Below are 16,477 nucleotides of genomic sequence, written 5' to 3' on the forward strand. Positions count from 1 at the left end.
TATCAACTATCTATGACGTGTTTGTTATCAACGTATGTACATTCTAAAAAGGCCTGTCACCCTGAGCTTGTCGAAGGGTCGCGCGTAGAGGCCTTTGCCCACATGCTTCGACAGGCTCAGCAGGACAGCCCTTTTTTATGTCATTTCCTTGCAGTGTTTCACGAAATTTGGCAGAGAGACATCTTTTTTAATACTATTCTACAACTTTCCCTTTAAAACCGACCATACATTGTCGGCTACTATTTTTGCTCCTTTTTCTGTAGGGTGAATGCCATCGGGTTGGTTTAAATCCGGGTGACCTCCTACGCCTTGTAACAGGAAGGGCACCAACGCCATTTTGTTTTTTGTGGCAATGGTAGGGAATACGGCTTTAAATTTAGTTACATAATCTGGCCCCATGTTTGGCGGTACCTGCATGCCCAGCATTACCAGCTTAGCATCGGGGTATTTGGCCTTTACCTTATCGATAATTGATTGCAGGTTTTTTGCAGTTTCGTTGGGTGGGATACCGCGTAAACCATCATTGGCACCCAATTCCAGTATAAATACATCTACCTTTTGCTTTAATGTCCAATCTATCCGGCTATTGCCACCGGCAGATGTTTCGCCACTTACGCCAGCGTTAATCACTTTATAGGGCATTTTCAGCGAATCGATCTTTTTGGCGATATTACCAGGGAAAGCTTCTGATGGATCGTCCAGTCCGTACCCGGCGGTAAGACTATCGCCGAAAAATAAAATGGTTTTTACTGCCGATGCATCAGCTTTGGTAGTGGGGGTAGTTTTGCTTGCGGCTTCAGCAGCAGGTTTGTTTTTTTCGCCGCAGGCTGATAATGCAATAGCCACAAAAAGCAGCAGATATGTTGATTTAAATTTGTGCATAATAATTAAGCGTTGGTCCTTAATATTTCTAACGGCGGTTTGTTCAATACCCCACGACTATTTAACAAGCCGATAATGACGGTTAGTATAGTTATAATTAAAAATAATACAAAAGCGGGTATAAAGCTAACCGCATAGGGGATCTCGAAACTATATTTAGCCAGGAACCAGGTTCCTGCAACAGCTATCAGGATTCCCGTTAGGGCCGATAAGCTGCCTAAGAACAAATACTCCAAAGCGGTAATGGCAAAGATCTGTTTTCGGCTGGCACCCAGGGTTCGCAGTAAAACGCTTTCCTGGATCCGCTGGTATTTGCTGATCCGTACCGAAGCTATCAGCACTACAATACCCGTGATGATGCTGAACGCACTCATAAAACGGATAACATAACTTATCTTACTCAATAATTCATCCAAAATACTTAATACCAGGCCCAGATCGATAATAGAAATATTGGGGAACTGTTTTACTACCGCCTGTTGAAATTTAGCCGATACCTTATTTGATGGCACATGCGTAAGCAACACCTGGAACTGTGGCGCATCCTCCAATACCCCGGTAGGGAACACCACCTGGAAATTGGTTTGCACCTTACCCCAGTTTACTTTACGAATGCTGGCCACATAGGCAGGCATAGGTACTCCTTGTACATTAAATACCAGTTTATCGCCAACTTTGAGGTGTGCGCGTTTTTGCAAATTTACTTCTACCGATACCGGTATATCTTTACCCGCTTCGGCTTTACCTATCCAGGTGCCATCCAAAAGTTTCTCTGATGCTGATAGCGTATCGCGAAAGGTTACCCGGTACTCGTATGCAAATACGCCGTGGGGTATTTTGATGGTAGTATCTTTTACCAGGTCGGCCGCGGTTTTACCGTTGATCTGTTCTAACCTTACAGTAACAATAGGTACTTGTTGCAGTACCGGCAGGCCTTGTTTACGGGTTACATCGGCAACAGCATCCTTTTGACTTTTTTGAATATCAAACAATATCATATTGGATTGATTGCCGCTGTTTGACAAATTTACCTGGGCAATGAGGATGCTCTGGATAAAAAATAACGTGCAAATAAAGGCGGTGCTCAGCCCAATGGAAACCATCAGGATAAGTGTTTGGTTATTTGGCCGGTATAGATTGGCAAAGCCTTGTCGCCATAAATAGCTCCAGCCATTGTTGATAATTAGTTTCATTACCCGCATCAGTAACCAGGCTACAGCCGCCAGTATCATAAAGGCAATGAGGATGCCGAGGGTAAAGAATAAACTGCCCAGCCAACTATCCAATTGAAGGTATGTAAACCCTAAAACAAAGCCAATGATCAATAAATAAACCAACCAGCGCATTGGGTCGCGCTTGCTGCCAGCCTCATCAAACGAGATGCGTAAGGTGTTTAACGGCGAAACATTACGTACGGATATCAGCGGTAATAGGGCAAACAGGATAGAGATGATCACCCCTAATAAAATGCCTTGCCAAATGGCTAGCCATGAAATTTCTACAGAAATAGTGAACGGCAAAAAGTCTTTAAACACAATGGGCAGTAAATGCTGAATGGCTGTACCCAATGCCGCGCCAACTACAGAGCCAATGAGCCCGATTCCTACAATCTGTATCAGGTAAATCAAAAATGCTTCTGATGCTTTAACACCCAGGCATCGCATAATAGCGATGGAGGCAATTTTTTCGCGCACATAAATATGTATGGCACTGGCAACGCCAACGCAACCCAGCAGCAAGGCAATAAAACCAACCAACGACAGAAATCTACCCAAATCGCCAAAAGCACGACCTGTGTTTTCTTTGCGCATTTCGATAGTTTCGTAGTTCATGCCTGCCTTGTCCAATACGGGATCAAGCTTTTTGGTCAGCTTATCCATATCAACCTTGTGGTTGTACTTGTAATAAAAGGTATAGTTAACGCGGCTGCCAATTTTCATGAGGCCCGTTTGTTCCAGGTATTGCATAGGGATATAAACAACAGGGGCAATCCCTGCCATGGCTCCGCTTTGTCCGGGTGCCTTGTTTAATGTACCTGCAATTAGGAAGAGTTCTTTACCAACCCGTACCGAATCGCCAACGTTTACACCAAATTGCAGCATCAGGGTTTTATCAACAAGAGCTGTCTGCTCTTTTTTAAAGGCTGTTCCTGCCGACTCTGGTGTGGTTTCGATGGTACCATAGTAGGGGTAATCGCCTTGTAAAGCCCTTATCTGTACCAACCTTGTGCCTTTGGTTTTTGGGAAATAGGCCATGGAGGCAAAGCTGCGTTCTGTTGACCGCTCATCGCCCAAAGAATCGAGTGTGTGTTTAAGCTTTGGCTCGGCTGGTTTATTGCCAGATACAGATAAGTCGGCGCCTATAAGGGTGGCGGCCTGCCCGTTTACATCGTTCTGCACATTGTACCTAAATGAGTAAATGGCTACAAGCGCGGCAATACCAAACACAATGGCCGAGATGAAGAGGAATAACCTTGACCGATTTTTCCTGCTATCGCGCCAGGCCATATTGAACAGCCAGCTTATGTTTATTTTTCGTTTATAATTAACCGGATCTATCCCCATAACTTACCCGTTAATTGTTTTTTCGTTGGATATGAGTTTGCCTCCTTTTATCCTGATGATGCGTTGTGTTTTGGCTGCAAGGTCAAGATCATGCGTTACCAGCACCAGCGTGGTGCCAGCTTCTTTATTGAGGTCGAAGATTAATTTTACTACCTTTTCACTGGTTTCTGCATCCAGGTTGCCGGTAGGTTCATCGGCAAAAAGAATTTTAGGAGCATTGGAAAATGCCCTTGCCAGCGAAACACGTTGTTGCTCGCCACCCGATAGTTGAGAGGGGTAGTGATGGCCACGATCGGCCAGGCCAACTTTATCCAGCAGATCTAATGCCCTTGCTTTTATGTTTTTTTCGTTCCGGAGCTCTAAGGGCACCATCACATTTTCAAGTGCGGTAAGCGTTGGCAATAATTGAAAATTCTGGAATATAAAACCGACAAACTGGTTGCGCACCTGTGCCCGCTGATCTTCGGTTAAGTTACCAAGATTAATACCGTTAAGCTCTACAGAGCCACTGCTTGAGCGATCAAGGCCGGCACATAAACCCAGCAGGGTAGTTTTGCCACTGCCCGATGGCCCAACAATGGCGTTGGTTGAGCCCTCTGTAATATTAAAGTTGATATCATTAAGCACCGTGAGCATACGGCCGGCACTTTGGTATGTTTTACTGAGATTTAAAATATTAAGGATAGTTTCCAAGGGATGATTTTTTTTATGCTATGATGATTTACAAACCAATTTGTTACCGTAAGGGTTTGTATAAATATCCGGGAATTGGGTTATTTATAGGTATAGAATGGCGGATTTTTAATTTAATGACATAGCCGTGGCTTTTGTTTATACTCAAAGGGCAGCTTATACAAACTGTGATTAGGGTTATCTTTTAATGTGATTAGACGTGTTTTTTTAAATAATACCCGTCATTTTTTTATTTGTCCTTATTTAAGATGTTTGTTAATCAGATACTTAAAAAAAAACTGAGCGGTATGAAGATTTTATTTCAGGCTAATCAAATTAAAAAATGCCATATAAATGATCGGGAGTTTGCCGCCATTTATTTACATGCAATTGAAAAAAAATATCAGGAATATTTTACGCAGGCAAATTTATCCATATTAAATTGCGTAGCTATAAAAGGAATCCATAAAGCAAGCGTACACGTGGTCAATAAAGATCTGCCGCCCCAAATACGATATGATATTGAAGAAATGTTTTGGGTTGACTAACAAAATCAATCTTTAATATAAAACAAAACCTTATTTTAATCTCGCTTTCAAATTCTCCTTAACGCCGTTTTCCCATTCTTCTTTTAAAATGCTCAACACAATAGAATCGCGCCGGCCGCCATCTTCCAGCGGCATATTGCTGCGCAAAATACCTTCAACCTGGCAGCCTATGCTTTTCATGGCAGCTATACTGCGCTCGTTGCGTGCATCGGCCCTAAATTCTACCCGGGCCATATTCAATTCCTCAAAAGCAAATTGCAGCAGTAAAAATTTACAGCGTTTGTTTAAGCCCGTTCCCCTGAATTTTTCGGCGTACCAGGTGTAGCCCAGCTGTAAGCTGTTAAGTTTTGGTTGGATGTCGTAATAACGGGTACTGCCAGCATACTGGCCTGTTTGTTTGTCAATAACTACAAAAGCATATTCACGGCCTTCGTTACGGGCGTTAAGAGCGGCCGTTACATATTGTGCCATGCCATCTTCGCCCCGGGCGCTTACGTTGGAGTATCGCCATGTATCAGGCTCATGAATAGCATAAGGCAGCAGATTTTGCAGGTCATCTGCCTCCAGGGGGCGCAGTAAAACTTTTTCATCCTCTAAAATATAGTTGGCGCCAGGGTCAAAATAGGAGATCATAGGTAATGATTTTATTAATGGACATGAAAGTAAATAAACAATTTGTCATCTAACTGATTAAGCCCTGTTAATGCCGTAAAATCTTTCAGGCATGTTAAAATGTATTGCCCTTTTAATCGTCATCATAAATAAGGAATAATTTAATACGATGAAGTTCCTTTAATTTTTACTTTTACTAAACTAATATAAATGCGGCCTGCTTTTGAAATAGTATAGCAGCCAACTATCAAATAAAATATGCAAGCCTCAACTAAACCACAGTCAACCAGTAAACCTCCGGGTGTTTTTAGTCTGCTTAAGCCGTATGTAGGCTTGGTTTCGTTGCTGTTATTGTTCGCGTTATTGGGTAACGGTATCAACCTTTGGTTACCCAAAATCATCGCAAACGGAATTGATGCTTATACCCATAAACAATTTGTGCTGAATGATATTGTTAAAAAATTCACTATAGCTACTTTGCTCATCTTTGTTTTCGGCTATCTGCAAACCATTATACAAACTTATGCTTCAGAGCGCGTGGCAAGAGATCTGCGCCAAAGACTATCGGATAAGATTTCCCGCCAAAGCTATGCCTTTATTGAGCAGGCCAATCCATCCAAGCTATTAACCAACCTTACTGCCGATGTTGAATCTATAAAGCTGTTTGTATCGCAGGCCCTGGTTTCTATCGTATCATCGCTGTTTATTATTATAGGTTGTAGTGTAATGTTGCTTACTATTAATTGGAAACTGGCATTGGCGGTTATTGTTATTATCCCCATTATTGGCGGTACGTTTGCGTATGTTTTAAAACATGTACGGGCCCTATTCATGAAAAGCCGCGGCGTTATTGATCAACTGAACAAGGTAATTAACGAAAGTATCCTGGGAGCGGCGCTCATCAGGGTTATTAACTCTCAGCAACTGGAGTACAATAAATTTTTGAGCGCGAATACCGAAGCCCGCGATTATGGTTTAAAAATATTGGGCTTTTTTGCCGGCTTAATACCCATAGTTACTTTTACCGCAAATATGGCTGCATTAACCATTTTAGTAATGGGCGGCCACTTTGTAATAACCGGCAGTATGAGTTTGGGCAGTTTTGCTGCTTTTAACAGTTACTTATCGCTGCTTATATTCCCCATATTTATTTTAGGCTTCATGAGCAACCTGATAGCGCAGGCCAGCGCATCGTTCACGCGTATCAGCGTTGTTTTGGATGCACCGGATGTGGCCGAAGGCGGTAGTTTGAAAGCAAACCTTCGGGGGGATGTTGAGCTCAAAAATGTATCTGTACTTTACGGGCAAAAGTTTGCATTAAAAAATATATCCCTCAAAGTAACGGCAGGATCAAAAATAGCTATCATTGGGCCAACATCAGCCGGTAAATCACAATTGCTTTATTTGCTCACCGGGCTTATAAATACTACTGAGGGCGAGGTATTGTTTGATGGGAAAAGCATTGCCACCTATGATAGTGAATCGTTCCATAGCCAGGTTGGTTTTGTTTTTCAGGATAGCATCATATTTAATATGAGCATCCGCGAGAATATTGCCTTTAGCGATACCGTAACGGACGAATCATTACAGAAAGCTATTGATACTGCCGAGCTGGGCGATTTTATTGGTAGTTTACCTGAGCAATTAAATACCATCGTATCAGAACGTGGATCGAGTTTATCAGGCGGCCAAAAGCAGCGGATTATGCTGGCTCGGGCCCTGGCTGTAAATCCTAAAGTTTTATTGCTGGATGATTTTACGGCTAGGGTTGATGGCAACACCGAAAAGAAGATACTTACCAATATTCAAAAAAATTACCCTGGTTTAACGCTGATATCTGTAACACAGAAAATAGCCTCAGTTGAGCATTATGATCAGATAATCCTGCTGATGCAAAGCGAAATTGTGGCCAGCGGTGTACATGACGATCTGATGAAAACCAGTCCGGATTATGTACAGATCTTCAATTCGCAGAAAAGTACCAGTAATTACGAATCGGGCGTTGCTCACTAAACACAAAAGCTAAGGCCTAAAAATATTATATAAAATGAACTACGATCTTAACCAGCTTAGTAAAACCGCGCAAAAAACGTCAACCTTTGCGGGGCTAAAAAAGCTGATACAACTCATATCACACGAAAAGCGAACGCTCATCATCGCGGTCGTTGCCATACTCATCAATTCAACATTAAACCTGTTGGGGCCGCTTATTATTGGGCATACTATTGATAATTATGTGCTGCATAAAAATTTTAACGGCGTTATCCATAACGCTATTTTATTGCTGTGTATGTATACTACCGCCCTGTTTACCAGTTACAAGCAAACTACGCTGATGGGTGGAGTAGGGCAACGCATGCTGTTTACGCTGCGTAACTCTATTTTTAACAAGCTGCAACAACTTCCGGTTGGCTTTTTTAACCAGAACAAGGCCGGCGATCTCATATCAAGGGTAAACAATGATACCGATAAGCTCAACCAGTTTTTTTCGCAATCGCTGATGCAGTTTATAGGCAATATATCTACCATGATTGGTGCCGGTATATTTTTATTGCTGATACACCTGGAGCTTGGTGCCGCGGCTTTATCACCGGCCCTGCTTATCCTGTTTTTAACGCTGATATTATCGCAGTGGATCAAAAGCAAAAATGCAGCTAACCTTAAAAGTACCGGTGGGTTAAGCGGCGAAATCCAGGAAAGCCTGAGTAATTTTAAAGTGATCATCGCCTTTAACCGTCGCGATTATTTCAGAAAACGCTTTGATATTGCAAATGGACAAAATTATGAAACGGCCATTGGCGCGGGTTTGGCTAATAATGTTTTTGTGCCGGTTTATGGTTTATTTGCCAGTATTGCACAATTGATAGTACTTGCTTTTGGTATTTACCTTATTGGCCACAGGCAGTTTTCTATGGGGTTATTGGTAAGTTATTTATCATACACCACACTTTTTTATAATCCCTTGCGGCAATTGGCTGCATTGTGGTCGAACTTTCAATTGGCTATGGCGGGGTGGGACAGGATATCGCAGATTTTGGCACTTGAAAGTGATCTGCCGCTGATTGAGGCAGGTATCACAGACCCTAAAGCAGCTTTGCTTGAATTTAGGGATGTGAATTTTAGTTATGACGAAAGCAAAGAAATATTGCATCATATTAACTTTAAATTGGAGCAAGGTAAAACATATGCGCTGGTTGGGCCTACAGGCGGTGGTAAAACCACTACAGCATCATTAATAGCCCGTTTATATGATCCATCAAAAGGATTGATCCTGCTTGATGGCAAAGACATCAGAACCTACACTGCCGAAGAGCGCAGCCTGAGGATTGGGTTTATTTTACAGGAACCTTTCCTGTTTAGCGGTACTGTGAAAGATAATATTTTATACAGTAATGATGTATATGAGCATTACAGTAATGAACAACTGGAGCAGGTTATAAAAGATGCCAACCTGGGCAGCCTGCTGGCCATTTTTGAAAACGGACTGGAAACCCCGGTATTATCAAGCGGAGATAGCATCAGCCTTGGGCAAAAACAATTGATAGCTTTTATGCGGGCCGTTTTACGTAACCCACAAATATTGATATTGGACGAGGCCACAGCCAATATTGATACCATTACAGAGAAGTTGCTGAGTGATATCCTTAATAAACTGCCTGCAACCACAACGCGGGTAATTATTGCCCACCGCCTTAATACCATTGAAAATGCCGACGAGATCTTTTTTGTTAACTCGGGCGAGGTGATCCGCGCCGGATCACTGGATGATGCTATGGATATGTTGTTGAAGGGGAGAAGGGTGAGTTAGGGATACTGCTTTTGGGGGCTCATGTTTTAAGGTGCATTAAAAAGTCTTTTCCTGCCGGGATTGAGTTAAGAGTTTTTCTTAGAAAAAAATAGTTGTCCATTTAACACTAAAAAATTGCATAATTATTTTTACACTTGTAAATAAACTCTTAACTAAATTATGCAGAAGTATAGCGGTCAGAAACGCATTTTGGTGGCAACCGATTGTATTATATTTGGGTTTGATGGCTGGAACATTAAGCTGTTACTTGTACAGCGCGGCCTTGAACCCGAAAAAAATAAATGGAGCCTGATGGGCGGGTTTATCCAGCCGTCAGAATCGGCAGATGATGCCGCTAACCGGGTGCTGGAGTTACGTACGGGGCTTAAAAATGTGTATATGGAGCAGTTTCAGGTGTTCGGTCGCCCGGATCGTGACCCTGTTGAACGTACCTTATCTATTGCTTACTTTGCGCTGATTGATATTCATCAATACGAAAAACAACTAAGTGAAGAGTATCACCCGGAATGGTTTTTACTGGATGAAATGCCTGAACTGATATTTGACCATGCCGAAATGGTAAGGTTGGCCTTAAGGCAACTGCGTTATAAAGCCGCGCTTCACCCTTTATTGTTCCAGTTGCTGCCTGAGAAATTTACCATTCCGCAATTACAGGCTTTGTATGAAGGCGTTTATCAAACAAAATTTGATGACAGGAACTTTAGCCGCAAACTGTTATCCACAGGTTTACTGATAAAACAACCCGAAAAAGATAAGTTATCGTCAAAAAAAGGGGCATTTTATTATAAGCTCGATCAATCAAACTACGCCGAAAATTTTGAATCATTCCTGAACCTGGTGCCAAACCCCGAGAAGTTTTTTTAATAGTAAGGTATATATCAGGTTAAACTTTTGGGTAGCTGTATCTTAAAGGTTGTGCCTTTACCGGGTGATGATATAACATCAATGCTGCCATGGTGCTTTTCAATAATTCCAAATACAATTGATAAGCCTAAGCCAGTGCCTTCGCCTACGTTTTTGGTAGTAAAAAAGGGCTCAAATATGCGATGTTTGGTATCATTGGTCATGCCCACGCCCGTATCTGTAATTTCAATAGCAACATGACCGGTAACATCACGTGTAATAATTGTTATTGTATCATCGTTGGGTTGTTCCTTTGCCTTAATGGCGTATATGCTGTTGGCTATCAGGTTAATCAATACCTGGTTAATACTACCCGGGTAGCATTTTATGGGTTCAATATTATCAAAAACTGTTTTAATTTCAATAAAATAGGGCGTTGTACTTTTTAAAATAAGTATGTTGGCAAGTATGGCTTTATTGATATCGAGCATTTTTAGTTCCTGCCCATCTGTACTGCTAAAGGTAAACAGGCTTTTTACTATTTCGGTAGTACGCCGGGCTCCTTCTTCAATACCATTGAGTAAAATGGCAATTTCCTCTTTTATAAAATCTGGATCAATACTTTGCCTGTAAGTATGGGCAGTTTGACCAAATTCTGTACGATCGGGGTTATTTAGTACCTCTTCGTATTTATTCAGTAATAAAAATAACTCATCAAAATTGAGCCTGAGCGGGTTAACATTTGAACTTACAAAGTTTATGGGGTTATTAATTTCATGGGCAACACCGGCGGTAAGCCTGCCCAACGAGGCCATTTTTTCGGTATCAATTAACCGGTGCTGTGTGCTCTTAAGATCATCAATAGTGGTGGAAAGGTATTTATTGGCATTGATGAGTTCATTGGTGCGTTCTTTAACCTTGTTTTCTAACAGGATGTTCTGCTCTTTAATTAAGCGCTCATTTTCTCTTGCAACCGCAACAACAAAATTTTGAAGGCCCATTTTTTCATTTCGGTAAAAATTGATCTTATCGGCCAATGCAGCCGAAAATAATATGAGCTCAATTACCAAAGCAAAAGGTATAATATTAGCGGTGAAAATATTATAGGGAATAAGATCTTTACTACGTGCAAAGGAAAGTAATAAACCTATTAAGAATAAGCTCCAGGCCAGCATAAATAGTTTGGCCGGTTTAAACCCCTTTAGGTAAAGTAGTGCGCCAATATAGAGCAGGTATATTGCCGTAATACCTATGCTCCAATTAATTAAATTGTAAGCAAAGGCCACAAAATTGCCTAAAATGGCTACAAAAACTACAGCGAATAATGCGTACAACAGTAAATAAATTTTGTATTCCTTATTTAAGGTTTGTTTTAGCTTTAAAAATTCATCGGTAAAAAGTAGTACTGATAAGCCAAAACACATCCTTACCAATGGTATAACATAGCTGTTAATAAAAATTTTGTTGTCGGTGAAGTAATTTCCATACCCACGCAGCAGGGTTTGCGAGGCTCCAAGAAAAACAATGTAAAATACGTAATACAGGTAACTCATATCGTCAACTATAAAAAGCAACAGTAAGTTATAAAATGCGCTGATAAGCAATATGCCCATAAATGCACCATAAACTACGTTTTCAATATTTCTGCTTTTTATAAAGGCTACCTCGCTATACACTATTACTGGTATCACAGCGGGAGTATTACTTTTAATACGCAGATAAATGGTGTTTGATGTTCCCGGTGCAATTGGGCACCTTATATAGGTAATATTTCGGGATTCAAGCTCATTCTGCTGGTCTGCTGCCGTAAAATGATGTATTTGAATGGGTTTGCCGTCAAGATAATAAAGATCAAACTCATCAATAACACTTGGGTCTATACTGATGACGATAAAAGGTTTGTTATCCTTGTTTTTTAAATTAAACCTTACCCATGTTGCCGATTTTGAATATTTTAATAGGGGCAGGGAGGTGCTGCCAGGATGAAAGCCGGTACTTTTTAAAACCTGGTTGATAGATAAATCGGCGCGTGGATCTTCCAATTCATAAAAATAGCGGCTGTTTAACAGTTCCGATCTGTTTTCATGAATAGTCAACGTATCAGTATTGTAGGCATGAGCAATCGTGTTCAGGAATAGTAAATACGCGATTGTCAATATTTTATTCATATTTACATGTTGGAATTTTATACTCAGGCATAATTATAATAAAAATGCGCAAAAATTAAAACTTTCAATACATTTACTTTTATAACCAATTGTTAAAAACCGATTTAATCTAAGTTTATTGCTATGCCCGTAGGAGTGTTGTATGTTGACGATGAAATAAATAATCTGATTAGTTTTAAGGCGGCTTTCAGGAGGAATTTTAATATTTATACTGCTCAGTCGGCTGCGGAAGGGATCCAGGTATTGGCGGCCCATGAAATTGGTGTGATCATTACTGATCAGCGTATGCCGGTTACCACAGGTATTGAATTTTTAGAGTCGATTTTACCTTTATATCCCGATACCATCAGGATACTTTTAACAGGTTTTTCGGATGTTAACGCCGTAATGGACGCTATTAACAGGGGGCAGGTGTATAAATACCTTGTAAAGCCATGGCAAAATGACGAGCTTAAAATTTATATTCAAAATGCCATTGAAATATATCAATTACGAAAAGATAATAAAGAGCTTACCTACAAACTGCAAATAGCCAACCTTGAACTTGAAGCGCTCACAAAAAAAAACAACAGGTATTGAGATTGGCGGCTTTTGAACATAGCCGCGGCATGTAATAGTATCACAAACCAGGCTTCAACTTAGTTTCATATCTCCTATTTATAACATTACGTTTTTTAAAAAAGTAGTTTTATATTTAACGTGTACATAAACAAGACCAAATAAACATTTATATCAGGGTGAAATTTTTACGGGCGATAATTTCGGTCTTTATTTTGCTGTGCTGTAGTTTAGGTGCCGGTGCTCAGGGCGGCTTTTCAAACCAGGGAACCGAGTTTTGGACGGTTTATATGGATCACATTACTCCCCCAACTACAACAGATCCTAATGGTAATGTGAGCAAAATGAACCTTTATATTACTGCAGATGTTAATACCACAGTAAACGTTTCTATTGCCGATGGCTCTTTTTCTGAAAACTATGATGTAACTGCCAGGGGGATACTTACAGTTACCATACCGGCAAGTGCCTTTATTGATCAGCAAGGTTTTTCAACTAAGGGAATCCATATCACTTCACAAAAACCTATAGCCGTATATGCCCATATTTTTGCGCAGAGTGTTTCGGGCGCAACGCTTTTGCTGCCGGTAAATGTGCTTGGTAAGGATTATGTATCTATTAATTACACGCAGTTATCCAATGCTCTCCTAACAGAAAAAAAACCGTCCTATTCCACATTTGCAGTTGTTGGCACCGAGGATAAAACTACCGTTGAAATAACACCCACCACATATTTACTCGACGGAGAGGCCCCGGGAAAACCTTTCACCATCATTTTAAACAAAGGCCAGGTATACCAGGCGCTTGCCGTTAATGATCTTACTGGTACACGCATCCGCACAATAAGCACGCAGGCCGGCTCCTGTAAAAAAGTAGCTGTATTTTCCGGAAGTTCAAAAATACTTATAGGTTGCAACACTGTAAATAATACCTCTGATAATCTTTTTCAGCAGGTATACCCAACGGCTTCCTGGGGGAAGAATTATATAACAGCGCCATTAAAAAGCCGCAATTATGATGTTTTCAGGATTATATTGAGCGACCCAAACACTATTGTAAATTTAAACGGGCGTAATATTTCGCCATCTGAATTTACAGGAGGGCTTTATTACGAATTTAATTCAAATACCCCCAACGTTATTAGTGCCAATAAACAGGTACAGGTTGTTCAGTATGCCGTAACACAATTTAAAACTATTAATTGCGTGGATGCAAACCTGGATACGGGCGATCCGGAAATGATATACCTTAACCCACTTGAACAAACGCTTGATCATGTCACCTTAAATTCAACGGGTAATTTCAGGATCATTTATAATTTTATTAATGTGATTATCAAAACGAGCGCGGTGCCCACTTTTGCGCTCGATGGCAATCCTTATACTAATTTTGTGCCTGTGGCGGGTAATCCTGTTTATTCATATGCACAAATTGAGGTTAATAAGGGCGTACATCATATTAGTGCTTCTGATGGTTTTAATGCCATAGCCTATGGTTTTGGTACAGCCGAATCATACGGTTATGCCGCCGGGGCCAATCTGAAAAACCTCACCGAGTTTATAGCTCTTAAAGATCCTCAAAAAAGTACAACGCAGCTAAATGGGTGTACAGATGCAACTTATAAATTACAGTTAACCCTGCCATTTAAAACAACCAGTATTAAATGGGATTTTAAAAATGGCACCACTTTTCTCGATAATAATCCAATTGTTAAATCAACAACAGTTAAAGGAGATCAAACACTCTACTCGTATGAATATCGGGATGATAAAATTTACGCAACCGGAAATTACAGCGTAGTAGCAACTGTATTTAACCCGGTTGCCGATGAGTGCGGTTCAAATGAGGATGTTGAACTTGATTTTAACATTTCATCGCTACCGATCACAAAATTCAATTTCGTGGGCTCATGTTTAGGTGATGCTACCGTTTTTAAAGATGTATCAGAAACCTTTGGCCGGGAAACCAAAACCTGGCTTTGGGATTTTGGCGATGGGCATTCTGATGTTGTACAAAATCCATCGCACGTTTATGAGCACGCCGGTAATTATAATGTGAGGCTTACTATTACCAACGAAAACGGTTGTGAGGATGTGTCAGATCCGGTGGTTGTTAGCATCACAAATTTACCTGTTGCTAATTTTGATTTTTTGGCCCCCTCCTGCGCAGGGCAGGACATTACCTTCACAGATCACTCTACAAGCGCTGATGGTGTCATTACAAAATGGCTTTGGGATTTTGGCGATGGTGCCGCCATTGTTCAAAAGTCTGATAATAATCAATTTACACATCTTTATGAGGCTCCGGGTATTTATGCCGTGAAATTATCCGTGGTTAATGCAAATGGCTGTGTGGGCTTGCCTCAAACCAAAACAATAACCATAAGTGATTTGGCTGTAGTTGATTTTATTTTGCCTGATGCCTGTGTTGATGATATTGTTCAGTTTAAAGATAATAGCTCCATTACAGACCATAGTGAAGCCGGTTTTACTTATGAATGGAATTTTGGTGATATGCATGCCAGTGCCGCAAATAATTCATCTACCGAAAAAAATCCAAGGCATCATTATACCGAGGCTAGGAGTGACTACCAGGTTACTTTAAAAGTTACAACTAAATATGGCTGTGTGTACACCAAAACCCAAACTTTGGTTGTTAACGGCGATATGCTTAAAGCCAATGTTGTAGTGCTTGATCCTGCCGCTTTGTGCAGCAACAAAGAAGTGTTTTTTGAAAATCGGTCAACGGTTAATTTCGGCAGCATCACCCGGCTCGAAGTTACTTTTGATATGACCAATGCCGCATCATTAAAGGTATATGAACACCCGGCTTTTGGGCAACAGCTGCGGTACACTTACCCACAATTTACTGATGGCAACCATACTTTTAATGTACATGTAGCTGCATATTCTGGTGGTACATGTGCAAATACGCAGGATTTTTCTGTTGTTGTAAAAGCCACACACCTAATAACCTTTGCTCAGTCGCCATCTTTTTGCCCGGAGGATAACCCTTTTCAGCTTAAGCCTTTAACTATTACCGGCCCTGCAGGTAATGGTGTATATATTGGTAATGGTATAAGCTCCGGCGGATTGTTCAGCCCTTCGGTTGCGGGTACCGGCATAGCAAATATCAGTTATATTTATAGTACAGCCAACAGTTGCCCGGATACAGTAAAGCAGCAAATTACAGTTTACGCTTCACCAACAGTAACTACGGATGCCGCCCAAACGGTACTTGAAGGGGGGCAGCTCACATTAAAGGCATCGGCGAGCGGGCATGCTTTAAGTTATAAATGGTACCCTTCAACCGGTTTGGATCATGACGATATTTTAAATCCGGTAGCAAGCCCTACAGAAACCACATCATACAGGCTTACAGTAACTTCGGCTGAGGGATGCTCAAGCTCGGCCGATGTTACCGTTAAAGTATTGAAATATCTGGTGATACCCAACGCGTTTACGCCAAATGGCGATGGTAAAAATGATATATGGGATATTAAATACTTAGATAGTTACCCCAGCAATACGGTTGAAATATTTAACAGGTACGGCGAAAAGATATTTTTTTCCATGGGGTACACCATCCCATGGGATGGGAGGTATAAGGGCACCTATCTTTCTTCGGGCACCTATTATTATATCATAAATCCTAAAAACGGGCGTAAGGCTGTTTCAGGGAGCATTACTATAATCAGGTAATTGTTTTAGAGTCATCATTCCTCACCGGACGTTATATTTGATAAGCCGGCAAAGAATTTACCCGCTCATATAGCTATTATCAGGTAAGGTAAATCGAAATTTTACAAATAATACAGTTGAG

Annotated in this window: 11 protein-coding genes; 6 read left to right on the plus strand and 5 right to left on the minus strand. The window is 40.9% G+C overall.

Annotation, left to right across the window (positions count from 1 at the left end; genetic code table 11):
• Positions 1-198 precede the first annotated feature (198 nt).
• Genes AC1DYB_RS28455 through AC1DYB_RS28465 form a run of 3 tightly spaced genes read right to left on the minus strand, consistent with a single transcriptional unit; the run spans position 199 to position 4,139 of the window.
• Complete coding sequence (locus AC1DYB_RS28455; protein WP_477440049.1) at positions 199-882, minus strand: arylesterase; 684 nt, start codon at positions 880-882, stop codon at positions 199-201.
• A gap of 5 nt (positions 883-887) precedes the next feature.
• On the minus strand, positions 888-3,446 hold the full coding sequence (locus AC1DYB_RS28460) for an ABC transporter permease (RefSeq protein ID WP_477440051.1): 2,559 nt from the start codon (positions 3,444-3,446) through the stop codon (positions 888-890).
• A gap of 3 nt (positions 3,447-3,449) precedes the next feature.
• The gene (locus AC1DYB_RS28465) at positions 3,450-4,139 is read right to left on the minus strand and encodes an ABC transporter ATP-binding protein (RefSeq protein WP_477440053.1); all 690 of its coding nucleotides are present in this window, start codon (positions 4,137-4,139) and stop codon (positions 3,450-3,452) included.
• 287 nt (positions 4,140-4,426) lie between these two features.
• Here AC1DYB_RS28465 and AC1DYB_RS28470 point away from each other — a divergent pair, with 287 nt between their 5' ends.
• Positions 4,427-4,666, plus strand: a complete 240-nt coding sequence (locus tag AC1DYB_RS28470; protein WP_477440055.1) for a hypothetical protein — start codon at positions 4,427-4,429, stop codon at positions 4,664-4,666.
• A 30-nt stretch (positions 4,667-4,696) separates the two neighbouring features.
• On the opposite strand, the gene AC1DYB_RS28475 is transcribed toward AC1DYB_RS28470, so the two are convergent.
• Positions 4,697-5,299 carry a GNAT family N-acetyltransferase gene (locus tag AC1DYB_RS28475; RefSeq protein WP_477440057.1) on the minus strand — a complete coding sequence of 201 codons (603 nt, stop codon included), beginning with the start codon at positions 5,297-5,299 and terminating at the stop codon, positions 4,697-4,699.
• A gap of 237 nt (positions 5,300-5,536) precedes the next feature.
• Between AC1DYB_RS28475 and AC1DYB_RS28480 the strand changes: the two genes are divergently transcribed.
• The 3 genes from AC1DYB_RS28480 (at position 5,537) to AC1DYB_RS28490 (ending at position 9,950) form a co-directional block, all read left to right on the plus strand.
• Positions 5,537-7,291, plus strand: coding sequence for an ABC transporter ATP-binding protein (locus tag AC1DYB_RS28480; RefSeq protein ID WP_477440059.1), 1,755 nt, complete (start codon positions 5,537-5,539; stop codon positions 7,289-7,291).
• A 34-nt stretch (positions 7,292-7,325) separates the two neighbouring features.
• The gene (locus tag AC1DYB_RS28485; RefSeq protein ID WP_477440061.1) at positions 7,326-9,086 is read left to right on the plus strand and encodes an ABC transporter ATP-binding protein; all 1,761 of its coding nucleotides are present in this window, start codon (positions 7,326-7,328) and stop codon (positions 9,084-9,086) included.
• 159 nt (positions 9,087-9,245) lie between these two features.
• Positions 9,246-9,950, plus strand: coding sequence for an NUDIX hydrolase (locus AC1DYB_RS28490; protein ID WP_295719441.1), 705 nt, complete (start codon positions 9,246-9,248; stop codon positions 9,948-9,950).
• A gap of 14 nt (positions 9,951-9,964) precedes the next feature.
• On the opposite strand, the gene AC1DYB_RS28495 is transcribed toward AC1DYB_RS28490, so the two are convergent.
• Positions 9,965-12,097, minus strand: coding sequence for a sensor histidine kinase (locus AC1DYB_RS28495; RefSeq protein ID WP_477440063.1), 2,133 nt, complete (start codon positions 12,095-12,097; stop codon positions 9,965-9,967).
• 123 nt (positions 12,098-12,220) lie between these two features.
• Here AC1DYB_RS28495 and AC1DYB_RS28500 point away from each other — a divergent pair, with 123 nt between their 5' ends.
• Positions 12,221-12,676, plus strand: coding sequence for a response regulator (locus AC1DYB_RS28500; protein WP_295719438.1), 456 nt, complete (start codon positions 12,221-12,223; stop codon positions 12,674-12,676).
• 158 nt (positions 12,677-12,834) lie between these two features.
• The gene (locus AC1DYB_RS28505) at positions 12,835-16,356 is read left to right on the plus strand and encodes a PKD domain-containing protein (RefSeq protein WP_477440065.1); all 3,522 of its coding nucleotides are present in this window, start codon (positions 12,835-12,837) and stop codon (positions 16,354-16,356) included.
• Positions 16,357-16,477 lie beyond the last annotated feature (121 nt).

The sequence above is a fragment of the Mucilaginibacter sp. P2_A4 genome, from assembly GCF_056405015.1.

Coding starts and splice junctions, on each gene's coding strand:
- AC1DYB_RS28460 (WP_477440051.1), bottom strand. CDS start 3,446: ATGGGGATAGATCCGGTTAATTATAAACGAAAAATAAACATAAGCTGG.
- AC1DYB_RS28480 (WP_477440059.1), top strand. CDS start 5,537: ATGCAAGCCTCAACTAAACCACAGTCAACCAGTAAACCTCCGGGTGTT.
- AC1DYB_RS28470 (WP_477440055.1), top strand. CDS start 4,427: ATGAAGATTTTATTTCAGGCTAATCAAATTAAAAAATGCCATATAAAT.
- AC1DYB_RS28475 (WP_477440057.1), bottom strand. CDS start 5,299: ATGATCTCCTATTTTGACCCTGGCGCCAACTATATTTTAGAGGATGAA.
- AC1DYB_RS28500 (WP_295719438.1), top strand. CDS start 12,221: ATGCCCGTAGGAGTGTTGTATGTTGACGATGAAATAAATAATCTGATT.
- AC1DYB_RS28455 (WP_477440049.1), bottom strand. CDS start 882: ATGCACAAATTTAAATCAACATATCTGCTGCTTTTTGTGGCTATTGCA.
- AC1DYB_RS28485 (WP_477440061.1), top strand. CDS start 7,326: ATGAACTACGATCTTAACCAGCTTAGTAAAACCGCGCAAAAAACGTCA.
- AC1DYB_RS28490 (WP_295719441.1), top strand. CDS start 9,246: ATGCAGAAGTATAGCGGTCAGAAACGCATTTTGGTGGCAACCGATTGT.
- AC1DYB_RS28495 (WP_477440063.1), bottom strand. CDS start 12,097: ATGAATAAAATATTGACAATCGCGTATTTACTATTCCTGAACACGATT.